The 22,405-nt window shown below is 66.6% G+C and carries 14 protein-coding genes; 4 read left to right on the forward strand and 10 right to left on the reverse strand.

Annotation, left to right across the window (positions count from 1 at the left end; all coding sequences use genetic code 11):
* Positions 1 to 400 precede the first annotated feature (400 nt).
* On the forward strand, positions 401 to 1,291 hold the full coding sequence (locus ACIRFL_RS36155; RefSeq protein ID WP_404037461.1) for a DUF5655 domain-containing protein: 891 nt from the start codon (positions 401 to 403) through the stop codon (positions 1,289 to 1,291).
* A gap of 351 nt (positions 1,292 to 1,642) precedes the next feature.
* On the opposite strand, the gene ACIRFL_RS36160 is transcribed toward ACIRFL_RS36155, so the two are convergent.
* The 4 genes from ACIRFL_RS36160 to ACIRFL_RS36175 all read right to left on the reverse strand — a co-directional run bounded on the left by ACIRFL_RS36160 (position 1,643) and on the right by ACIRFL_RS36175 (position 10,537).
* Positions 1,643 to 4,612: an RNaseH domain-containing protein gene (locus ACIRFL_RS36160; RefSeq protein ID WP_404037464.1), complete on the reverse strand. Its 2,970-nt coding sequence runs from the start codon at positions 4,610 to 4,612 to the stop codon at positions 1,643 to 1,645.
* Between the two features lie 32 nt (positions 4,613 to 4,644).
* On the reverse strand, positions 4,645 to 7,968 hold the full coding sequence (locus ACIRFL_RS36165) for a hypothetical protein (protein ID WP_404037467.1): 3,324 nt from the start codon (positions 7,966 to 7,968) through the stop codon (positions 4,645 to 4,647).
* Positions 7,965 to 9,236, reverse strand: coding sequence for a hypothetical protein (locus tag ACIRFL_RS36170; RefSeq protein WP_404037470.1), 1,272 nt, complete (start codon positions 9,234 to 9,236; stop codon positions 7,965 to 7,967). The genes ACIRFL_RS36165 and ACIRFL_RS36170 overlap by 4 nt, the downstream gene beginning before the upstream one ends.
* Positions 9,237 to 9,301: 65 nt before the next feature.
* Complete coding sequence (locus ACIRFL_RS36175; RefSeq protein WP_404037472.1) at positions 9,302 to 10,537, reverse strand: helix-turn-helix transcriptional regulator; 1,236 nt, start codon at positions 10,535 to 10,537, stop codon at positions 9,302 to 9,304.
* Between the two features lie 445 nt (positions 10,538 to 10,982).
* Between ACIRFL_RS36175 and ACIRFL_RS36180 the strand changes: the two genes are divergently transcribed.
* From ACIRFL_RS36180 to ACIRFL_RS36190, 3 genes are read left to right on the forward strand one after another with little or no spacing between them, the layout of a single operon-like run.
* Positions 10,983 to 12,677 carry an N-6 DNA methylase gene (locus tag ACIRFL_RS36180; RefSeq protein WP_404037475.1) on the forward strand — a complete coding sequence of 565 codons (1,695 nt, stop codon included), beginning with the start codon at positions 10,983 to 10,985 and terminating at the stop codon, positions 12,675 to 12,677.
* Positions 12,670 to 13,908, forward strand: coding sequence for a hypothetical protein (locus tag ACIRFL_RS36185; protein WP_404037477.1), 1,239 nt, complete (start codon positions 12,670 to 12,672; stop codon positions 13,906 to 13,908). Before ACIRFL_RS36180 ends, ACIRFL_RS36185 begins: the two co-directional genes overlap by 8 nt.
* 3 nt (positions 13,909 to 13,911) lie before the next feature.
* Positions 13,912 to 16,989, forward strand: coding sequence for a type I restriction endonuclease subunit R (locus tag ACIRFL_RS36190; protein WP_404037480.1), 3,078 nt, complete (start codon positions 13,912 to 13,914; stop codon positions 16,987 to 16,989).
* 110 nt (positions 16,990 to 17,099) lie between these two features.
* On the opposite strand, the gene ACIRFL_RS36195 is transcribed toward ACIRFL_RS36190, so the two are convergent.
* The 6 genes from ACIRFL_RS36195 to ACIRFL_RS36220 all read right to left on the reverse strand — a co-directional run bounded on the left by ACIRFL_RS36195 (position 17,100) and on the right by ACIRFL_RS36220 (position 22,305).
* The gene (locus tag ACIRFL_RS36195) at positions 17,100 to 17,960 is read right to left on the reverse strand and encodes a nucleotidyltransferase family protein (RefSeq protein WP_404037483.1); all 861 of its coding nucleotides are present in this window, start codon (positions 17,958 to 17,960) and stop codon (positions 17,100 to 17,102) included.
* 233 nt (positions 17,961 to 18,193) lie between these two features.
* Positions 18,194 to 18,904: a DUF317 domain-containing protein gene (locus ACIRFL_RS36200; RefSeq protein WP_404037486.1), complete on the reverse strand. Its 711-nt coding sequence runs from the start codon at positions 18,902 to 18,904 to the stop codon at positions 18,194 to 18,196.
* Positions 18,847 to 19,566: a hypothetical protein gene (locus ACIRFL_RS36205; protein WP_404037489.1), complete on the reverse strand. Its 720-nt coding sequence runs from the start codon at positions 19,564 to 19,566 to the stop codon at positions 18,847 to 18,849. Before ACIRFL_RS36205 ends, ACIRFL_RS36200 begins: the two co-directional genes overlap by 58 nt.
* Before the next feature lie 65 nt (positions 19,567 to 19,631).
* Positions 19,632 to 20,765 (reverse strand): DnaB-like helicase N-terminal domain-containing protein, encoded by a 1,134-nt coding sequence (locus ACIRFL_RS36210; RefSeq protein WP_404037492.1) that lies wholly within the window; start codon positions 20,763 to 20,765, stop codon positions 19,632 to 19,634.
* Entirely contained in the window at positions 20,765 to 22,024 is a 1,260-nt protein-coding gene (locus ACIRFL_RS36215; RefSeq protein ID WP_404037580.1) for a DNA cytosine methyltransferase, read from the reverse strand. The genes ACIRFL_RS36210 and ACIRFL_RS36215 overlap by 1 nt, the downstream gene beginning before the upstream one ends.
* On the reverse strand, positions 22,024 to 22,305 hold the full coding sequence (locus ACIRFL_RS36220; RefSeq protein ID WP_404037495.1) for a hypothetical protein: 282 nt from the start codon (positions 22,303 to 22,305) through the stop codon (positions 22,024 to 22,026). Before ACIRFL_RS36220 ends, ACIRFL_RS36215 begins: the two co-directional genes overlap by 1 nt.
* Positions 22,306 to 22,405: the final 100 nt, after the last annotated feature.

A 22,405-nucleotide genomic window follows, 5' to 3' on the forward strand; every position in this document is an offset into this window, starting at 1 on the left:
CAGGCCGCCCCCATGCGCGTACCGCATGACGACGTCATACCGCAACGATCAAGAAGCGTCACGGGCCACCGGACTCCACGAGTTCAACCTGAGTAGCTCTTCGACCTGGACAGCCCAAACGCTTGGGCTGCCTCTTCGACGCTCGCGGTTCCGCTCCAGGTGGCTCGTATATGTGCGGGGCTGAACTGCCCGTGCTGCGTTGCGCTGTTCTGGCTGGGCATCCCTGTCGGCAGTGCCTTTCGATTCTTTGTTGCTTCCGGCAGTAGTAAGTGTGTGTGGATGGTGGCCAGGGGTGGTTACCAATGCCTGATCTCACATCTTCTTCACGGCGCCGAAGCCCCTGACGGAAACAATCCTGTACCCGCCCGGTGTTCTCGATCTTCGAGCCGAGGAGGGGAAGGTGTCGGGTCTGAAGCTGTTTCACACGACGAATGGGGCTGTGAGCGAGGTCGCGCCGCGTCTTGCTGAGGTCGAGGCCGACGTGCAGGGCCTCATCGAAGCGCACATGGAGACGCTGTTGGGCGTCCGGTTGCTGGCGAGCGAGTACGGCACCGGGCCGGTCCACGGGGGCCGGATCGACTCGCTCGGGCTGGACGAGAACGGCTCGCCGGTCATCGTCGAGTACAAGCGCGGCGTTGACGCCGGCGTGATCAACCAGGGCCTTTTCTACCTGGCGTGGTTGATGGACCATCGCGCCGAGTTCGAGCGCCTGGTCCACGACTGCCTCGGGGTGACAGCCGCGTCCCAGGTCCTGTGGAGCGGCCCGCGTCTGATCTGTATCGCCGGCGACTTCACCCGTTACGACGTTCACGCCGTGCGCGAGCACCGGCGCTCGATCGACCTGGTCCGCTACCGACTCTTCGGCAGCGACCTGCTCGGGCTTGAGACAGTGGTATCCGTCAGCGGCGGTATGCAGGTCGTCCGCCGAATGCGCCGCCAGGCGGATGCTCGGGCGGTAGCCGACGTCCAGGGCGCGTCGATGATGGAGCTGGCGAGCGCGGTCGACGAGGCGCTGTTCGGGCTCGGGGACTGTGTGAACCGCGTTGAGCGCAAGCAGTACTGGGCGTATCAGCGTCTGCGGAACTTCGCCTGTGTCTGTCCGCCTCAGCGGAGCAAGCTCCTCGTCTACCTGAAGGTCGACCCGAGGGACACCGACCTCGTTCCGGGTTTCACCCGGGATGTGTCCGGTCTTGGTCACCACGGGACGGGTGATCTGGAGGTGCAGCTCCGTACGCCGAGGGACGTGGAGCGGGCGCAGGATTTGTTCCGGGCGAGCTACGCGGCAGCGTGATCGCTGGACGGTCCCTCGGTCGTGCGCGCTTCGTGGCTGCTCTGTGGTCGTCTGGAGGCGCCTTTCGACGTAGGGACAGGGCGTGGCGGCGGACTATCAATGGTGCGCGGGATCGCCGGTTTGGCCAACCGGCGATCCCGCGCTATGTTCGCCCGCTTTGCGGTGCTGGGTTATCAGCCTGTCTGGCCCCAGCATCAGCCTCGAGCAGCGGCGGCTCGCAGCGCCTCCGCCCAGTCACACGACCTGGATTAGCGGCGAGTGAATAAGTGCGCCCTCGCTCATCACCATCGGCCGACTCAGGAGGCGATCCACCGCCCCTCCTCTGCATCACTCCCGACAACGCATCTTCGGCTACTCGTCGGTGGCTTCGTCTCCCTGTTCCTCGGGCGGTGCCGACCGCCGGTACTGGGGGTGGTCGAGGTCGAGCTGTTTGGCTGCGTGCAAGGGGACGGGGTAGCGGGAGCGGTCGGACCAGGCGATGGTCTGGTGACACAAGCGTGCGGTCGCCCGTGCGAGCATCGTCCGGTCGACCCCGTCGGCCACACCGACTGGGTAGATCTCGGTCGCTGTGACGGCCCACCACGGCGCCTTGAGCTCATTCGTCTCCCGCTCCCCCTCCTCCCCGCCCTTGCCCGGGTCGGCATCCCAGCGAGTGATCGCCTTGCCCAGGTCTCCGCCCTTGGCTTGGTAGTTGCGCGGAATGTTGAACAGGATCCAGAAGGGATTCCCGAAGTCCACGTCGGCGCGGTGTAGTTTGGCCGATGCGAACAGGATGGACTCTTTCTCGGTGTCCGGATCGCTCTCGCGAGGGACGGGAACGTACTGGGGCACCTCGTCTGCGGCGACGTTCATCCGGATGACCGCACTCGGCTTCTTGCGAGGTGCGTTCTTGCCTTTGCCGTACCCCGGCAGCCAGGTGCGCGGATCGGTGATGTCCTCTTCCTGGTAGCTCTGATTCTCGTTGTGCAAACCCGTCCACATCCGTCGGCAGGCGTGCCCGTCGATCATGACGACATAGCCCATGCCGGGTTCCAGCTCGTCGCTTACGAGGCTGGAGAGGGCATCTTCGACGTGTGTCGCTGCTTCCGCCCAGCGTTCCTTGTCCGTCTCGCCCTTGCCGTCGACGTGGAGTGCATAGTCGCTGGCGTGGAAGGCGGCGATTGCCTCCCGGTAGGGCACCCAGGCCCCGATTTGGGGTGTCCACGCTCGCATCGTCCAGGCGTCGCTCTCCTCCTCCGGCGGGAACAGGGCTGTGGCAACGATGATGCGTTTGGTGTGTTTGCCGTCGGCGGTCTTGGTCTGCCGGCGGGCGTGGATCCCGCAGTAGACGAGTTTCCCCGCCTCGTGGCCCTTCCTGTCCTTCGCGATGGCCCGCGCGAGGCGCTGGTCGATGATCCCGAGTGAGCGGTACAGGTCGAGGAGCGCCATGTAAGCGGCGTGGTCTTTCCCCGGCTTCGGAGGGCTGATTTCTGTTGCGGGGTTTCCGAAGGATCCCGGTTTCATTCCCGTGGTGAACTGGCAGACGAAGTCCTTCTTGGCCAGGAAGCGGCGGACTTGGAATTTCCCGTCATAGCGCTCCTTGCGCAGCAGGAATGCGTTCCGCTTTTCTCCATCCTTCTTCTTGAGCGCCGGGATCTCGGTTTCGCACCAGGCGCCGACCATTGCCTGCGACTCGCTGTTGGCGAAGTCCTCTTCGAGGGACTTGAACTCCACGGTCCGGTTGATGTCGTCGCCGTGTGACAGGAAACGCTCGGCCTGGCGGAACACCACGCTGATGCCGGGAGCGAGGAAGACCTCCTCACCTGGCTCCGGATCGCCGATGGGCGGGCCGTCCGGGAAGGCCAGGGACAGCGCGTTGATCATGCGTAGGCGGGTGTTCCAGCGGTACCACAGGCATACGATCCGCAGGTGCTCGAAACCCTGAGCCTTCACGGAAGCGGTGATCTCTTCGGGCGGGGGAAAGCCGATGCTGTGGAGGAGTTCGCCGGCCTCGATGCGGCTTGCACGCTCCTGTGGGGCCATCTTCTGCTTGTCCGTGGGGCGTGGTTCGAAGGTCATCGGTTCCACCGTGAAGTCGACCCAGGTGGCCTTCTCGCCCAGCACCTTGGAGACGTGTTCAGCCAGGAGCCGCAGGTGGAGGCTGCCAGGTCCGGTGCCGACAGCGAAGTTGTCGTTCTGCGGCATGAGCGGGCGGATGACGCCGGCGTCAGGGGTGATGAACGAGGGGAATTCCCCCTTCTCGGCGGCCTTTTCCAGCAGGTCCCGCTCTTCGGTGACGCGCGTCTGCAGTGCTTGCAGGACGCTGATGTCCATCTCGTCGCGTGCGAGCAGTTCCAGGGCGCGCTGGTTGACCGCTCGGACGCTGCCGTTGCGTACCAGCTCGGTATGCAGGATGGGAAGGCCGTCGCTGCCCTGGTAGATGTGCGTGGACTTGGCGTAGACCATGTTGCTGTGGACGCGGGTGACGTGGGCGTCCAGGAAGATGACGGGGTGGACGACGTTGGGCTCGGTCTTCATGACCACTGAGAGCCGGGACATCGCGTACTGGGCCTTGGTGGCCTCGTTGACCTCGGTTGCGTCGTCACGGAGGTTGTACTTGCGTCCGAAGGGGTGATCCCAGGCGATGAGGCCGCCCCGGCTGTCGGGGAGGTAGGTGACTTCCCGTTTGTTCGGGTTGGCCTTCCAGCCGATTGTGCGGTTCTTGTAGACCTGTTCGCCGTCGGCGTCGAGCTTGGGGGAGCCGTCCTTCTCCTTCGCGGCGACCTGCTCAGTGATCGGGACGAGGTCGTAGATGGTGAACTTCTCCTTGGCGAGCTTCTTGGAGATCACCCAGGGCACGGCCACGTACATCCAGTCGGGACACCTCGGCTGCCTGCCCGACACCGGCTTGAGGAAGCGCGTCATCTCGAACTCCTGCTCGGGCGTGTTCGCGATGGCTTCGGCCACCGGCGGTACATCGAGGAGGACGGCCTGGTCGGTGTTCAGCCCCTTGCTGTAGCCGACGATGCACCGGAAGACGTGGCGCAGGGTCTCGTTGTCGATCTTCTCCAGTGAGACCAGGAAGTTGAGGTACCGGTCGAGGTGGACGTACCCGCCGGTCTTGAACTTCAGGTAGGTCAGGGCGGTTGAGTACGGCAGGTTCCTCTTCTCGTCCGGATGCTGCTGGCTTTTCTGCTCGTCGTCTCCGTTGCTTTTCAGCTTCTCCCATTCATCCCGCACGCTGCGCGGGAAGATCCGTACGTACACCTTCTGGCCCTGGACGAGTTCGGGGGTGCAGCGCAGGGTGAGGGTGCTCGGGAGAGTCGCGGTGGTGTCGCTCAATGCTGTGATCTCTTTCGGGAAGAAGCGCTGGGCTATGCGGAGAGGGCGAGGTCGACGCCTGCGTAGGTCAGGAAGGCGTTGACCGCTTCGCCGTACAGTTCGGCCATCTGCCGGCGTTCTTCCGGCAGCCACCGTGAGGCCATGCGTTCGATGATGCTGGCCAGGTCAGAGCTCCATGTCTCGTCGTGGAAGGCGTAGTCCACGAAGTGCAGTTCCATGTTGGTACCGCCGCGTCGTGCTCGGCCGGCGAGCTGGATGAGGGACACCAGCATTCCGGCGACCATCTGTTCCTGGAGGACGAGATCCATGGTCGACAGCTGCGGGGAGGAGCGCAGAATGGTGGCCATGTGGTCGCGTGCTGCGGTGCGAGCCGTCTGCAGAGCCTGGACGGGATCCGACGCACCGGATGCGGGCAACGAGTTGATGCCTGCGGCGTTGACACTGCCGTACATCCAGGTGGGATCGTCGATGATCAGCGGGGGCCTCACGCACAGGTAGATGGAGTGGATGGCTGAGCGGAGATTGACGACGATGTTGAGTCCTCTGGCGATGTTAGCCAGGGGCGCGATCAGGATGTCGCCGAATTGGGGGAATTCCTCGACCTCTTCGACGGTGATGCGGCGGACCAGTGACGGGTCGGGGAGGTGGCGGACGTTGCTGAGGCGGTCTTCTTCCCGGACGAGGACGCACACTCGGTGGGAGAGCCCTTTCGCCTTGGCGATGCCGGTGGCGATGTGGCCGCACTGTTCGTAGCTGTTGGCTGTGAGGATCACGCGGGCGCGGGTGCGGGTCGATTCCGATTTGGCCAGGCGCGTGAGTTTCCTCGACAGCTTTGTCTCGTACAGGCGTTCGCCGATTTCGCGCAGGGCTTCGGGTTTGTCGGAGGGGAACTGGCCGGCGATAGGGATGCGTTCTCCGGCCTTGCGGTGGCCGTTGCCGTAGGTGACGGCCGAGGACTCGACCAGGATGGATTCTTCCTGGGCGTCGGTCATCCACCACATCACGGGGGCGTGGACGTGTTCCTTGACCGCCTGGGGGAAGTAGGCCGTGGCGGAGAGCCCGAAGATGGGCCGCTCCACGCCGGCGGTGATCAGTGAGACGAGTCCGCCGAGTTCTGACACGTAGGTGTGCGGGTCGCCGGCCATGTGCTGCGTGGAGAGCTTGGCGTCCTTCTCCGGGTTCTTCATGCCGGTGACCCGGTAGCCGTTGATCGGCCTGCCGATTGTTCCGTGCGGAAGTACGTCGGCGATGCCGCCGGAGCGCATCGAGTCGATGATGCGGTTGGCGGTGAGCAGCCCGGAGTGACGCAGGGACTGGGCGGTGTCGCGCAGAACGGCGAGCGACACGTCTAGTTCGCTCATCAGTGTGCGGATGAGGAGGTGGTCGATGGCCCGGTTGCGTGTGCGGCCGTCGCTGATCATCGGGGCGAGGGCCTCGTGGAACCTGAGTTTGAGCGCGTCGCGCTGGTTGATGCCGCGCGGCGACACCACGGCTCCGAGGACGCTGCTGACTCGTTCCCACTCGGGGTCCAAGAGCATGGGGGTTGGAGCCGTCTCGTCGTCTTCGCCGAGGTCGGGGGTCGGTACCAGGGCGTTGAGCCGGGCGATGGCCTCGGCGGGAAGGGGCTGGCCGTCGCTGACCGGGTATTCGGGGAACAGGAGGCTGATGAGCTCGCGGTCCTTGGAGCGTGGCAGGCGCCAGCCCTCGTAGTCGTATTCGTGCCTCAGCCGCGGGACTCGGGCGTCGTCGTGGTGGTTGAGGCGGAATGCCTTGGTGCACAGGCCGGTCAGCAGGGACTCGGCCATGAGCCGGACGTGGCTGATCGGTTCGATGAGCTGGTCCTCGAAGCGCAGAGGAAGGTGCTTGGCCGCGGTGTCCAGGGCCTGCGGTTCTGCGGTCCACGGGCGCCGGGAGTGCAGGTCGACCGTGGTGGCGCAGCGGTCTACGGCGACGGCCTGGAAGGCGTCGATCTCGTCGATGATGACGAAATCGCTGGCGCGGAGCACGAACTCGCGGACGGTGACGGACCGGACCGGGCGGCCGTCGATCTGGATCCCCACCCGCATGGTGCCCTGGATGAAGTTGTGGTGATTGGTGACGATCACCGTGGCGTCAGCGGCCTGGTAAGCGGGGGCGAACTTGCCGCAGGTCGGGATCCAGGGGCAGGCCAGCATCTCTCCGCCGCCGCGCAGGCTCAGGCAGTTCTCCTTGCCGGGGCGGTAGATGCCGGCGGAGTCGAGCCAGTGCCGCTGTGCGCATCCATAAGCGAGGTGGTCGACGTCACGGTGGCCTCGCTTGCCCCATTCCCCGGGGGCGTCGGGGTCCTCCTTGACGAGGGCCGCATGCTTGAGGGCCCGCTCGTGCCGTGAAGACGGCGACATCAGCGGAGCGCACGTCGCCAGGTGCTCGGTCTTGCCCGCCTCGTGCAGGATCTCAAGGTCGCGGCTGATGTCCCAGACAGAGGCGAGCGTGGCCTTCACATCAGGGACGAGGAGGGTGATGCGGTAGTCGTTGAGCGCGGCCCACGAGCCCAGGAGACGGACCAGCACGGACTTACCGGTTCCGGTGGGCGCGTGGAAGATCTGGGTGCAGCCGGCCAGGAGCTCCAGCACGTCGACGGTGTCGGTGTCACGGGCCTTGACCCGGTCGAGCAGGCCCGCCAGCACCTTGTGCAGCCAGGGGCCAGCCTCTGTGTCCTCGTACTGGGTGTCCAGCAGCTGGGCGATGTCCTTGAGATCTTGGACGTGGACCGGGACCGTGCCGACGTTGGGCCGGGTGGTGAGGGCGGGAAGCGTGTCGTGGCCGAGAGGCTGGGTGAAAGCGGGAAAGCGGGGGATGGTCACGCGCCCGTGGACGATCTCGTTGCCCTCGGTGCGCTCACTCGTCTCGTACGTCTGGCCCGGCGCTGCGAACTCGTGGGGCTTGCGTCGGCTGCTCGGCCGCCGGTAGGGCGCGAGAAGGCTCTTGGCGTAGCCGAGATAGTCACCTCCCAGCAGGGGGTAGGCCGCGGTGGCGGTGAGAGGATCACCGGCCAGGGTGAACAGCTGGAGGGTGGTCTCCTCGTCCTCCTCGTCGGCGCTGTCCATGGCGCCCAGGAGGATCCGGGCAGCAGAGGCGAACCGCTTCTCGTCGGCGAGGTCGGGGTTGCTGAGCTTCATCACCTCGGCCACGAGCAGTCGTTCCTCACCGCCCAGCTCGTCCCATCTCTCCCATGCCTGGGGTTTGCAGCTGGCGAAGAACGCCGCGTAGCGGAAGGAGGCCAGCGGCTTGCCGTCGTCGTCCTGTTGTGGGAAGTAGTGGGCGGCCAGGGCCAGCGCGGCGCGGACGAAGGCGTCCCTGACGGTCATCTGGCTCATGCCCACACCACCCCGGCGCTCCGGCAGACCATCTTGGCGAAGTCGGTCATGGTCGCGGCTTTCATGTTGTACTTGTGGCAGGTCACGGTCAGCAGGGGGATCTGGTCAGCCCGGTGGTCGGGAACGACGAGCCATTCGGCGCCGCCCTTGTCGCCCTCGTTGCGGTGCAGGCTCTCGGCCAGGACACGACCGTGGGTGTAGTCCTTCACATCCACGGTGAAGACGTGTGTGCTCCCGTCAGGGCCCTTGACCTCGATGCGATGGTCATAGGCGTCGCTCATCGGCCAGAGCCTGACGGCCTCGTCCACATCGGCCAGTGCGGCGGCCAGCCGCTCCCGCAGAACGGTATGCAGACGCAGCTCGTGCAGGCCGGGCACGCATGTGTAGCGCCACACGCCGCGCTTGAGGGCCAGATGCCCCTCAACCGGCTTCGCCTCCGGCACGACACCGGTGGTGCCCAGCGCGAGCGCCGCCTCGTGCGGGGCCGGGGTGTCGGGGCTGTCCGGATGTAGCTGCGGCGCGTCTCCGGACGTGGGCCGGAACATGAAGCTGGCACCGGTATCGGCGTGACGGCCGTAGAGGCAGGCGACGCGGTAGTACTCGCGGCCCGCACTCATCCGCTTGCTGATCTTCATGGGCCACTTGCACACCGTGCAGGGAAACCACCAGGTGCGGTAGACGGCGTGGTAGGGGATCGGCTCGTAGAAGCCGATCGCGTTGAGGGGCAAACCGCGCTTGTTCAGCTCCGCGGCCGTGCCGGCCGGGCATTCCACCAGCGTGGTGCGGTCCTTGACGTACTGGGCGTCACCGCGGCCCTTGAGGATCTCGTACATCTGATCCTGGTCGATCTCGTCCTGAAGCTGCTCCTCGGTGAACCGCATCCGGCCGATCCGCCGAAGCCGCTTCAAAATCCGGTGCAGCTGGGAGGTCTCCCACTGCAGATCGAAGGCGTTCCCGGTGACGCAGCCCTCGGCGTCGACAACGGGAAAGTCGAGATCGCCGAAGCCGGACCGGTCCAGCCATGGCGGGAGCAGGCCGTCGATGGGGCCGCGCAGCTTTCGGCGGAACTCGCCGAACGACAGCGGCACTCCGGGGCCGTACGCGGCGAGCAAGTCCCCGTGGTACCGCATCAGCTTCTCGGCCCGGTCCCTCGGGGTCAGGTCCGGGGCGGTGATCGTCTGAGAGGCTTTGATGAAGGTGAAGTTGATCAGGCGGAACGCCTCGAAATGCGAGAACGTCAGGCCGTCGTCATCGACATGGGTCGTCACGGGAGACGACGGTAGAGCACGGGTCTGACAATGCCCCCGGAACGGCCTCGGACCGCCCTAAACGATCATTGCGGCGGAGACGTCGCGGCCGGGTACATCTGGGTGTAGACGTGCAGGTAGGAGGCAATGTGCTGCTGCCCGAGAGCGGTGGTGTGCCACCGGTATTCGAGGACGTGCGTATCGCCCGGTGCCATCCGGGGACGTAGTTCGATAAAGCCTCTGCTGGGATGCGCCTGGCGCTTCGGCCGATAGCCGACAGCCAAGTAGAACAGGGATTTACCGGTCAGCTCGCTCTCGTGGAGACCCTCCGGGCCGGCCGCGGCGACACGCAGCAGAACGCCCCACAGCCATTCAGACAGCAGATGCGCGGGAGGCGCCGACTCCGCGGGCTCTCCAAGCCCAGCGCGGGCGCAGGCACGGCCGCGGCGCGTAATCTCCACCAGGGTCCGGTCTACCTCGCCGACTCCCGGAACCTCTACGCGGTCCTTGGTCACTTTGATCAGTCCCAGCCGCTCCAGGGAGTGGAGGGTGGCCCCGGCCCCTTGATCGTGGACGCCAGCGCTCCGCAGGCGCTGCTGAAGGCGCGTGTGGCCGACTACTTCGGTGGGTGCGTCGAGAGTGAACGGCAACTTACGCCACTGCTTGGCCGGTGGAACCCTGGCCTGGTTCTGCCGGCGCATCCACATCTCAGTTTCAGTCATCTGGTCGTCGCGCAGGATTTCGCCTAGATAGACCCGCTGCCGTTCATTCAGCCCCTCCCAGCCCTCGACCGCTGACGCCGGCGGACCGTGCCGCTCCCGTTCGGGCAGGCGAGGGGGCTCATCAGCCGGCCGGGTACGCATCCAGGTGTCCATCACCATCCGGACCGGCACCTCGTACACGGCGGCAAGCTGCTGCACCAGTCGGCCCGTGTGCCCCGGCTTTCTCCAGTTCCAGCCGGACACCTGGCGGCCCCGCTCCAGGCTGCGGACTTTGTGTGCGTCCACGAACAGATCACGGCCGACGGCAGTCGCGCGAAGGCGGGTGGCGACCTCCTCCGCGGTGAGACCAGCGGCATATCGAAGGTCAACCAGCGTCTCGGACCCGCTGGGCGTACCCGTGAGGTCGGCCGTGGCGCAGCCCAGAGCATCGGCGAGCCGCCGCACGTTCCTGGCTTCAGGCACATACCTGCCCTCCTCCCAGTACACGACCACGCGGTACGTGACCCCCACGCGATCAGCGAGCTCCTGCGGAGTAAGCCCAGCCTGCTCGCGCAGCGCCCTGATCTTGGTGTGCTCAACGGCTAGCAGATGCCTCGGCATACTCGTAGGGAACCCCAGTGAAGACTTCATAGCAACCAGTTCCGCGCCGGGTGGCTATCAGCGTGGAGGTGAGTTCGAACGAGTACGGGGGCGTGCCCGAAGCCCAGCGACCGTCACGCTCATGTTCCGGGATCGAGTCGTCGGTGGAGAGGGCGTCGATTGCGCCGTCCTCCAGGAAGCGCATCGGGGCCCAGTCATGCACCTGCCGGGCGGGCGATCGAAGGCGTGACCTGTCGATCACGAGGGGGCGGGCACGCCAGACATCGTATAAGGGGCGGTCGCTGACGGATCCGCGCCATCGAACGGCCATGCCCACGGCGTCGCTGTGGCGCCGTCTCCGTCAGCCCCTCGAAGCCTCGCTGGCTGGGCGCGATTGCCGTATTTCGTGGTCCTGGGGAGGGATATTGTTGGCGGGTCGTCTGCACAGGGACGCGACGCCCAGGGCATGTCCACTCAGCGGCGTGTCCGGCGGATGCGCGCCGGGCATCCCCGTACTGGGCTGACTGATAGGAACACCACGGCCTTCGGGTCGCCACCTTTTGACGAGCGAGGAAACCCCCGACTGATGGCAGTGACCCAGCAGGAGATCGAGAGCCGGTTGTGGGACGCCGCGGATGAGCTGCGTGTGGCGATGCCCGAAGCGCAGTACTCCTCGGTCGTCTTCCCGCTGATGTTCTGGAAGTACCTGTCGGACACCTGGGAACACCAGCACCAGGAATTCCTGGCTGAAAACGAGGATCTGGACGACCTCTCAGCCGAGGAAGCGCACGAGATCGAGTACCGCGACTACCAGTCGTTCGAGATCCCGTTCATCCACCCCGGCACCGTCCAGGAGCGTCGTGCCTCCTGGTCGTCCATCCTCGCCACCGTCACCCAGCCCGGCCTCGGCCAGCGGGTCCGTGCTTCTCTACAGGCTATCGAGACGGCCAACCCCGACAAGTTCTCCCGCCTGTTCGGGTCCATGACCTGGACCTCCGAAGCCGTGCTGTCGGGGGAAGTATTGGCGGCGGTCATGCAGGCGATGGATCGCACCCCGAAGATGCACGAGGGCAACATGTCTCACGACGTGCTCGGCGGTGCGTACGAGTACCTGCTGAAGCGGTTCTCTGACGGGTCCGGCACCCGCGCCGGCCAGTTCTTCACCCCGCGCGAGGTCGTCGAGCTGATCGTCGAGGTCCTGGACCCCAAGGGCTACGAGTCCGTGTACGACCCCACCTGCGGGTCGGGAGGCATGCTCATCGCCTCCGCGAACCTCCTGAAGGCCCACGGAGGCCGCGGGTACACCCTCAGTCTGTACGGGCAGGAGGCCGTACCGGACACCGCCGGTGTGGCACGCATGAACCTGTTCATGCACAACCTCACCCAGTTCAAGGTCGAGGTCGGCGACACCCTGAAGGACCCGCGCTTTAAGAAGCCGGACGGGTCCGTGGCGCAGTTCGACGTGATCCTCGCCAACCCGCCCTACAGCCTGAAGTGGAAACCCTGGACGATGGACCCGCGCGCCATCGGCGGGGTCGCCCCGCAGTCGTCGGCGGACTGGGCGTTTGTCCAACACATGATCGCCAGCATGGACCCCAAGAAGGGCCGCGCTGGCGTCGTCCTTCCACACGGTGTCCTGTTCCGCATCGGCCAGGAAGCGGGCATCCGCCAACGCGTTCTGGACGACGACCTCCTGGAAGCCGTCATCGGGCTGCCAGCGAACCTCTTCTACAACACCACCATCCCCACGGCGATCCTGGTGTTCCGGGCACCCGGCACCAAGCCCCCGGAGCGTCAGGGCGGGGTGCTGTTCATCGATTCCTCCAAGCGGTTCACCAAGGCCAAGAACCGAAACATCCTCACCGACGCCGACATCGCAGACACGGTGACCGCCTACAACTCAAAGTTCGATGCTGACGGCAACCCGGTGGCCCCCGACAGCGATGGCGGCGTGACAGCACGCTTCGTGCCCAGCACGGAGATCGTGGCGAACGGGTACGACCTGAATATCGGCAGCTACATCAAGCAGGCCGCCGCTGAGAGCGAAGACCTCGGCACCCTCATCGACGCCTACAATCTCGCCCGCGCCGAACGTCAGAAGGCAGAGGCCCGTATGCTCGCCGTGCTCGCCGACGCCGGGATCGAGGGCTTCGATGAGTGACCCGACGAGCAATGACAATGCCGCCCGGTTGCAGGAAGGTTGGGTCCGCGCGCCTCTGGCACGGTTCCTCACGCCGAATGTGGAATCCGTGGACGTGGACCCGGAACAGACATACCCAACTGTGGGGGTGCTGAACAGAGGGCGAGGGCTGCTCTACCGCGATCCCGTCGCCGGGAGCGCAACCTCCTACAAGAAGCTCAACCGGATCGGCCCAGGAGTCCTCGTCTACAGTCGGCTTAAGGCGTTCGAGGGCGCGATCACCATCACGCCCGACGACCTGCCGGAATCGTTTGCGTCACAGGAGTTCCCCACATTCGCCTTCGCGCCCGACGCGGACCCCGACTTCTTTCGCATTCTCACCACGACGCAGCGCATGTGGGATGCCCTTCAGGGGGCCTCCAAGGGAATGGGGGGCAGGCGTGAGCGGGTGAAGCCCGCTGACTTCCTCAACATCGTCATGGATATTCCGCCACTGCCGGTGCAAAAGCGGATCGTCGAGGTCATCGGTGCGGTGGACGACCAGATCACCGCGCTTGACAGTGAGGCTGAGGCCGCGAGGCGGGTCCGGGATAGGCTGCTGGATGAGTTCACAGGTGCCGCTGTCAACGGAATGAAGCCGCTCGGGGAACTTTGCCCCGTGATCGGCTCAGGGCCCTCTTGGGCGGCCAAGGACGAGTCTTCGGTTCCGTCAGAAGAGGCGTGGACGGTCCTGAAGATCACCAACACAAGGCCCGATGGGTCCATCGACCTGCGTGAAATGGCTTATGTGGTGGGGCTACCGGCCAGGACAAAGGCCGTAGGCCCGACGAGTCTGGTCATGATCCGCACCAACGGAAACCGCGAGCGGATCGGCAACGTCTACCTCCCACCGGAGGAAGTTCACGGTGCGGCGGTGTCCGCCTTTCAGTTCATCCTGGACGCTACCGATGTCGAGACACGGGACTACCTCTACCTCGTGCTTCGCAGCCCGAGAACTCAGCATCAGATGAGCGAATCCGCTAGCGGCAGCACCGGGCTTGGGAATCTCGCAGTCCGGTGGCTGAAAACGCTTGAGATTCCTTGGCCCGCCTCTGAGGTGCGCGAGGCCCAGGTCGAATCCGTGCGGGCCATCGACGCCAAGATCGCCGCGATTCGCGCTGAGGCTAACCAACTCCGCAGCGTCCGTGGCGGGCTGCTGGCGGGGTTGTCGGACCGGACCATCGAGATTGAGTCTGCCGAGCTGGAGGTCTGAGCCGTGGCGAAGGGCATTCGGGAGCGCGAGTTCCAGAACCTGATGATCCAGTGGTCCCTCCCGATGGGCTGGGACTTTACAGCGGGCAGGTCGCTGCCGCGTGAGACGACACAGACGGTGGTCGCCAGCCAACTGCGGGACGCCATCGTCCGGTTCAACCCTGGGGTGATCGACAGGTTCGACGTGGACGCGGTGGTCGAGGAGATCGTCGCGACGGTCAATGCCGTCGACGGCGGGCTGGTGCGGGCCAACGAGCAGGTGCTGCACCTACTGCGAGGGCAGAAGGAGTTCCGGGACGTTGACGGGGTGTGGCACGCCCTGAAGGTCATCGACTTCGAGCATCCCACCGCCAACACGCTGGTCGTGTCGGACGAGGTGACCATCACCGTTCCCGGTAAAACTCCTCGCCGTTTCGACCTCGTGTACTGGGTCAACGGCCTGCCCCTGGTCGTGGTCGAGGTGAAGTCACCGACCGCGAAGTCCGGGTGGGCCGACGCCGTCCGCGAGATCAACGACGTGTACGTCACGGAGTACCCGTGGTTCTTCACCCCCAATGTCTTTGCCGTCGCCTCCGACGGGCTGAAGCTGAGGTTCGGTGCCGCTGGCGCGCCCACGAACCTCTGGCAGCCGTTCCGATCCACCGCCGATGACGAGAACCTGTCCGGGCAGGCCGACGTGCAACGCTCCGTCGAGCTGCTGCTCGCCCCGGCCACGCTCCTGGACATGCTCGCCAACTTCGTCCTCTTTGACACGTCCGGGGGTGGCGCGGACAAGAAGTATCTGCCGCGCTACCCGCAGATGGAGGCCGCCCATCTGATCCACAAGCGGGTCCTGGCCGACGGGACGAAGGGCCTGATCTGGCACCACCAGGGGTCTGGAAAGACTCTGCTGATGGTGTTCGCCGCCTCCTTGTTGTTGGCCGACACCCGCACTGATTCGCCCACGATCATCCTGCTCTCGGACCGCACTCATCTCGTTCGGCAGACCTCCGGGGTGTTCACCTCCGCGATGGGGGACGCCTACTTCCACCAGCCCGCCACCAGCGCTGAGTTGCGTTCCCTGCTGGCCGACGACGTGCGCGGCGTCATCTCCACCACCGTCCATAAGTTCGCCGATGCCGGCAAAAACCTGTCTACCCGCAGGAACATCATCGTGCTGGTCGACGAGGCCCACCGCACCCAGTCCGACAGGTCACAGTCCTTGGCCGGGCAGATGCGCGCCGCATTGCCGCACGCGAAGTTCTTCGGTATGACCGGCACCCCCGTCCGGAACCTCGCAACCGACACCTTCGCCCTCTTTGGCGAGGAGACCGACCCGGACAGGGTTTTGCACCGGTACTCGGTGTCCCGGTCTCTACTGGACGAGGCGACCGTCCCCGTCATGCTGGACCCGCACCCCGTCACCTTCGAGATGAACGACCAGGCACTGCAGGCAGAGTTCGACCAGTTCGCCGACGAATTCGACCTCGACGACCCTGACCGTGAAACTCTGTCCCGCAAGTTCGGGCGACTCACCTCGGTGTTCGCCAACCCCCACCGCATACACACGGTCTGCCAGGACATCGTGGACCACTACCTGGCCAGCACCTACCGCAACGGCCTCAAGGCCCAGGTCGTCGCCTACAACCGTGAGCTGGCCGTGGCATACACGGACAAGATCAACGAACTGCTCGCCGGCTTCGAGACGTCCCAGGTGCTCGCCGAGGTCGGCAAACACGACCGGATCACCGCTGAGGTGAACATCCACGTCTCGGACGCCAAGGACGAAGACCCCGCCATGCGGTCGTACCGGCTCTCAGAGGTCGACGAGGAGGACCAGAAGCGGCGATTCCTCTCCCCGGACGACCCGCTGTGCTTCCTGGTCGTGACAGCCAAGCTGATGACGGGGTTCGACGCCCCCAACGAGGGCGTCCTCTACCTGGACAAGCCCCTGAAGGCCCACAACCTGTTCCAGACGATCACCCGACCGAACCGCACCTGGGTATCCCCGACCGGTTTTGTGAAGACCACCGGCGTGGTCGTGGACTACATCAGCCTGGCCGAAGAGGTCCAGCGGGCCGTCGTGGACCCCACCTCGCAGGGATCCGCCGGCAAGGGCGGCGGGTTCGTCACCGACCTGACCGAGCTGGTCGCCGAGTTCCGCACCACCTTCGCCCGCGTAGAAGACCTCCTCGCAGACGTGGATGGCCTGGATCTCACGGTCCACGGCTACGAGTCCGTGCGAACCATCAATGCCTTCCTGGACACCAACCCGGATGCCGCCGAGGTGTACGCCAAGGACTACCGGCTCCTGGCGCGGCTGTACCCACTCATCAACACCGACAAGCGGGTCGCCAAGTACCAGGACGGCTTCGGGCTGTTCGGCTCCGTTTACACGACCCTGTTCAAGAAGTCCTCCGACGAGGAGCGGAAGGAACGGCTGGGCGAGCTGGGACCGATGGTCCTGGAGATCATCAATGCCCACGTCCACTCCTTCTCCGTGGCCGCCTCACAGGAGGAAGCCCTCGTCCTGGACGCTCAGGGCATCACCATCCTCAAGGAGCTGCTGGCCCTCGTCCGCCCCAAGCCTGGCAAGGACGACGGCGAGGACATGAGGCCGCCGTCTGCGGCGGAGATCCTGGACCACATCAAGGACGCCCTCGAAAGGGGCGTCGAACCGGGGTCCGCGAAGTACACCGCCCTCGCGGAGCGAATCAGGCAGCTGCGGGACCGGATCATCCAGAACGCGCAGGACGCCCTGGAGTTTCTGGCCGATGCCCTCCGCGTCGCCCGCGCCATCGTGGACGCCGAGAAGCACCCCGACGAAGCCGTCGTGCTGGACGACGACCACGTGGGTGTCCTGTCCCGAATCATTCACGATCACGCACCGTCCGGCCTCACCATCACGGAGCGGAACCTGGCCGAGGAGATCGATCAGGTGGTCAAGCGCACCCTCGCGCAGTCGTGGGACAACGCCGAGGCTCGCAACCGAGGCGTCCGCCGCGCCACCGCCGCGGTCTTCCGCCGGTACACCTTGAAGCCGGTGGGAGAGCCGTACGGCTCCACCGTCGCCTACATCGAAGCCCACTACCTTGTTGACTGACGAGTGCATGGGCCCGGCAACCTACGGCGGTTGCCGGGCCTATCACGCTGCTCGGGCCCTGATCAGTCTCCTGAGCGGTGCCGTTTTCGTCAGCACTCCCGCCGGTGTGGCTACATCGGGGGCAGGGCTGTGGCGTCGCGCACGGTGATGTGGAGGGCGTGAAGCGGCTGCGTCCGTGTGGGGCGGACGACCTCCAGACTCTGGGCGCCCTCGCGGAGCCGGTAGATGAGCTGGTCGAAGTGGTACCAGCCGAGATTGATCCACAGGGCGCCGGCGCCGTACTGGTCGCGGCGGTGGTCGAGTGGCTGTCCCTGTACCCACACGGACGGCGGGGACACGCCGGTGTCCTCCGTATAACGCACGGCGGCAGCGCCTGCGCGGCGCAGTGGGCTGTCCGGCTTCCATCGGCGCCCCAGGGCGGCCACGGCGGCCGGGCTGGTGGGGTTGGCGTCCGTGAGGGCGATGCGGCTGATCTCGATCCCGCCGGTCTCCAGCAGTTCCACGAGCTGGACACGTATGGGCAGGGGGATCCACCGGTCGAGCCCGTCGAACTGCTCGATCATCGCGTCGCGGAGCGCTCGGCCAGCGTCCGGGTCCGCCTTCATCGCCTGCAGCCGTTCTTGTGCGGTGGCGCGGGTGTCGCCGCGCTTCCACAGTAGTTGCGGCTCGGAGCCTTCGGGGAGGCGGTCGTTCTGGTTGAACTGGAACTGGAAGCCGCGCCTGTTGCCTTTGAGGGCGCGTTTCATGCTTGCCATGGGGTCCCGGCCGTAGATGATGGCGCTGACGACGTCCTCGGTGAACTCGGTGTCGGTGTGGTGGACCACTGCCACATCGATGTCGCCTGGCTGAAGCGCGCCTCGGGCGTACGAACCGAAGATGTAGACCTCGTCCACGAGGTCGAGGGGGCGGGCACCTTCCTCGAGCCTGTCGAGCATCTCGTGGAGCAGTTGCGTTGCCCGCTCGCGCTTCATGTGAACTCCTCTGCCGTACACGGCCGCTGGTTCGACCTTATGGGCCAAGGGCTTTGGCGACAGTGCACTGAAGAGTGAATCCAGGAGCGTCCCAGCCTTCCGCGCTGCCGGGGCGGGGCAGCGCACCAGCGTTCAGCGCAGCGCAAGCCTGTGCGAATGCGCAGACGAACGGCACGGTGCGAGTGGCTCCGCGGCATCCCCGTGTCCGCTTGAGCCATGGCTGTGTTCGCCGGTCAACGCGGTCGGCCGGCCTGGCGTTGCGGGCCGGGTGGCGCGGTGGCGGGGCGCACCGTGGCGTGCTGGGGCAGTTGCCGGGGTGTGCCGTGACTTCGGTGGCGGCGGGTGCCGGTGCCGTGCGCGAGTTCTTCGGCGAGGTCGGCGAGGAGGCCGGCCGGGGTGTAGACGGAGGCGCGGATGGCCCAGGTGGGCTGGTTGATGCTGGGGCCGGACCAGATGGTCCAGGTGTCGAGGGGCTGGTGGGGAGTGTTGGCGGCGAAGGCGTCGAACTGTACGCCGACGTCGCCTGCCTTGGGCTGCCAGCGCAGTCGGCGCCCGTCCATGGTGGGTGTCCACCCTGCGTCGGTGAGGGGGCGGGTGGCCTGGGCGACGGTCTTGTCGGTGACCGGGGTTCCGAGCGCGGTCTCCGATGCTTGTCCGTGGCTGAGGGCCGTGAGCAGGGTTTGGAGGATGGGTTGGGGGGTGGCGGGCGTGACGGTCATGTGCCACATGCGCTCGCTGACAGGGCTCTCGTAGGCGGCGATCGTCCACTGCGCGTCGCGGGGGCCGGCACCATGCTCGAAGAGGATGCGCAAGGTCAGTGATTCGTGGGTCGCGACGCTGGTGTTGTCGTCCCACGTGCTGTAGCGCTGCCAGTCGCCGTTGGCAGTCAGGAAGTCGTCGAAGGCGGTTTCGTGGTTGCCGGGGTCGGCGGCGTGGGCGGGCACGATCTCCGGTTCGGGGCGGGTGGTTCGGGCGCGGCAGACGGTGCGCTGAGTGAGGTGCGGGCTTGGGCGGCCTCGCGTTCGGTGTCGGTCAGGGGTGCGGGGCCGGGACGCATGGTGGCGGCGTGGAGGCGTTCGAAGGCCGTGAGGGCCTGGGCGGGTGAGTCGAAGCTGTCGGCGATCTGCCGCAGGTGGTCTTCGCCGTGGAGGTAGACGCTCTTGCCGCTGTCGAGGTAGGTGCCGATGGCGACGGTGGTGTGGCCGTCCTCGGCATGGGCGTGGATGAGGAGCCGCCCGTGGCGGATGTCGTCGTAGATCTTCTGGGCTTCGTTGGAGATCTCACGGATTTCCTGGCGGGTGCTCCAGGGCGTGGGGTAGTTGGCCCAGGTCCATTTCTCGTCGATCGCTTCGCGGAGCCGGTCGGTGATCTGCGTGGTGATGCCCTGGGCGGTCAGGGCCTGGGCGGCGGTGTCGGCCCAGTAGGGTTCCTCGCGGTCGATGCGGGCCATGACCAGGGTGTGGTCGTCGAGGGCGTCGAAGCCGTGCGCGGTCAGCACGGGGCGGGCCAGGTCGTGGCGGGTGCCGGTGAGGGTGGCGGTCACGGCGCTGGTGTGAGTGGGGTGGGCGTCGAGGCGGACGTGCGCGTCGATGGTGGGTGGCGTCACGAACAGGGGTGATCTCTCGTGCTGGTGGCCGGAGTGGGGAGGTCCGGCCACCGGCCGGTTCAGGGTCAGCGGGACAGACGCGCGGCGGGCGGTGCCGTGGTCGGCGGCGGGCCGGCCCGGGGCGCGGCCGTGGCTCTGGCACGCGCGGGCCTGGTCGCCGGCACGGGGGAGGTGGCGTGGTGCCAGCGGGTGCGCAGGGCGTTCAGGTCGGCTAGGGCGCGTCGGCTGCCGGTGACGAGCTGGTGGGGGGTGTTGGCGAGGTCGTCGGTGTAGGCGGTGATCCGTGTCGCGACCGTGTGGGCGCGGGCGAGGAGAGCACGCCGAAGGACGTTCTCGCCCCAGTATTCGGGGGAGCCTGCGGGTGTGGAGACCAGGGCCATCAGGTCGCGGGCGGTGAGGGCGTCGGTGATCAGTCCGCGGAGTTGGGCCTCGCCGAGGACGGTGACGGGGTCGACCATGTCACCGCGGTGGACCAGGGTGGTCACACACTGCCACAGCTTGGCGTGCAGCGGCCAGATGAAGTCCTCCGCCGCCAGCCACCGCATCTGCTGGACCTCGGCCGGGTAAGCGGTGGCCGTTGCGAGCAGGCAGCGTTCCTCGTCGAGGTCTTCCTCGCTGCCGTGCCGCGCGACGGCGGTGATGGGCGGCGTGCGGGGAAGGGAGCCGGGGTGCGGGGCGAACTGGCCGGCGAGGTCGTCCAGGACGCGGCCGAGGGCGTCGGCCTGGATGAGGGTCGCGGCGGTGGGGTTGGGCCCGGTGGTGTCGGCGGCGGTGTGTGCGAGGCGTTCGGCGTGCAGGCGCAGGGTGCGGCGGGCGTGGTCGGCGCGGATCATCCGGGCGTACGCGGCGGCGTGCTTGGCCTGCGGACAGAACTGGATGAGCCCGTGGAGGTAGGAGGCGCTCAGGCCGCGGGCCTTTGGCCGGGCATGTTCCAGCACCTTGGTGAGCCAGGCGGTGTCCTTGGCGTGGTCGGCGGGCTCGGGCGCCGGGAGGGTACGGATCGCGGTGAAGAGGGCGGCGTGGCTGTGGTTGTAGAAGTGGCCGGCGGTCAGAGTTCCGGTGTCGGCCAGGCGCCGGGGTTCGAGGAGGAGGGCGCCGAGGAGGGCCTGTTCGGCGTAGTACACGGGCTGGGGAGCCCGCACGCGCTCCAGACCGTCGTCGTCCTCGGGGGCGTCAGAGGTGTCAGGGGTGTGGGGCATCAGGCTGCGAGGGCGAAGTCCTCAGGATTGACGGGCTTGTTGAGGTGCGGGGCGAGCAGGTGGGCTGCCAGACGCGGAGGCACGGCGTTGCCGATCTGGGAGAACTGCTGGCCCTTGTTGCCCTGCCAGGGGTAGTCAGCGGGAAAACTCTGCAGGATGCCTGCTTCGCGGGCGGTGATCCTGATCGGATCCGGCACCGGCTGCTGTTCGCCTTCCATGCTGGTGGTGTCGGCGACCCAGGTGCACTCGTTGGCCCGGTGGCCGAAGAACAGCGTGCCGGCCGGCTCCCACAACGGTCGGACGGTGGCGTTGGCCTGGTTGTTGCTGCGCAGCGACCATGCCCAGTGGAGCGCATCAGGGGCGAGCGCGGGGGCCGCATCCCCGGGCGGGCGGTTGTCGAGGGTGTCGTGGCGCGCGGTCTTCCCGGAGCGTTGGGAGGCCGGGACGGCGTTGGTGTCGCTGCGGGGCGTCCAGGTGCCGCGGGTGCGGGCGTCGGAGAGGGTCTTGCGGGAGCCGGAGGGGAAGGGCTCGGGGCCGCCTCCTGGTCCGCCGCCGGCGCACACGGTGGGGACGGGCCGGTCGGTGGCGCCCCAGCCGAGGGCCTCGGCCATGGACACCCACCGGGCGCGGCCCGGCCCGAACAGTGACTCGGGCTCGGCGACCTGGGCATGGGTGGGAGTGGGCGGTTCGGCTGTACGGACCCGGGAGGCGAGCAGGATCGCGCGCCTTCTCGTCTGCGGTACGCCGTAGTCGGCGGCGTTGAGGATGCCGGTCCATACGGAGAATCCCCACCGGCGAAGGGTGGCCGCGTATTGACGCCAGAGCGGCAGAACGTCGGGGACCTCCTCCAAGGCGACCCACTCCGGCTCGCCCACTGTGTTCAGAGCATGGAGGTAGCGCATGGGCTCGGCGGCCAGCAGACTGCGCTCATCCCGGCAGGCGGCGAGTAGATTCTCGCGGGTGTCGCGGCCTTGGGCGAGGTCTGAGACCGCCTGGTGGACCAGGGGTTGGTCCACCAGGCCGAGGCGCCTGCCAGCCATCGACCATGCCTGGCAGGGCGGGCTCGCGATCAGCCCGACGGTCCGTCCGAGGAACGGCCAGACCGGATACAAGGCCACGTCCGTGCGAGGAGTCAACTGTCCGGCTGCCGCGCGGGTCTTGCAGGCCCATTCGTCCCATTCCAAGCCCACGTCCCGAACACCGAGGACGTTCAATGCGTGGCTCCACCCACCTGGGCCCGCAAATAGGTCCAGGGTTATCAAGAGGCCAATCCGAAGTCGTCCTGTGCCCGCGCGAGTTCTCCGCGGCGGGCCCACGGAGACGAGCCGTCGATGACTTCCTGTTGCAGCCATTCCAAGTCTGCTTCACCGTTGGCGAGTTCCTGCCGCATCGCCGCCCATCCGGCGGCGGTGACGTAGTCGATCGGGACTTCGCTGAATGGGATGCCGCAGCGGTGGAGGAACACTTCGCCGAGCAGTTTGTTGCCTGTGGCGTGGGTATGGGAATTTCCCTTGCGGACGGCCGCGTCGAACTCCACCACGTCTTGCCACCCCGTCGGGGAGTCGTCTGGGAGGTGGCGCCATTGGGCGTTTCCGTGGAATGGGCAAGTTATTGAGAATCGAGACAGGGCTGAGACCTTT

This window comes from Streptomyces sp. NPDC102462, assembly GCF_044765425.1.
GTDB lineage: Bacteria > Actinomycetota > Actinomycetes > Streptomycetales > Streptomycetaceae > Streptomyces.

Coding starts and splice junctions, on each gene's coding strand:
- ACIRFL_RS36180 (WP_404037475.1), top strand. CDS start 10,983: ATGTCCACTCAGCGGCGTGTCCGGCGGATGCGCGCCGGGCATCCCCGT.
- ACIRFL_RS36195 (WP_404037483.1), bottom strand. CDS start 17,960: ATGAAGCGCGAGCGGGCAACGCAACTGCTCCACGAGATGCTCGACAGG.
- ACIRFL_RS36165 (WP_404037467.1), bottom strand. CDS start 7,968: ATGAGCCAGATGACCGTCAGGGACGCCTTCGTCCGCGCCGCGCTGGCC.
- ACIRFL_RS36185 (WP_404037477.1), top strand. CDS start 12,670: ATGAGTGACCCGACGAGCAATGACAATGCCGCCCGGTTGCAGGAAGGT.
- ACIRFL_RS36210 (WP_404037492.1), bottom strand. CDS start 20,765: ATGCCCCACACCCCTGACACCTCTGACGCCCCCGAGGACGACGACGGT.
- ACIRFL_RS36175 (WP_404037472.1), bottom strand. CDS start 10,537: ATGCCGAGGCATCTGCTAGCCGTTGAGCACACCAAGATCAGGGCGCTG.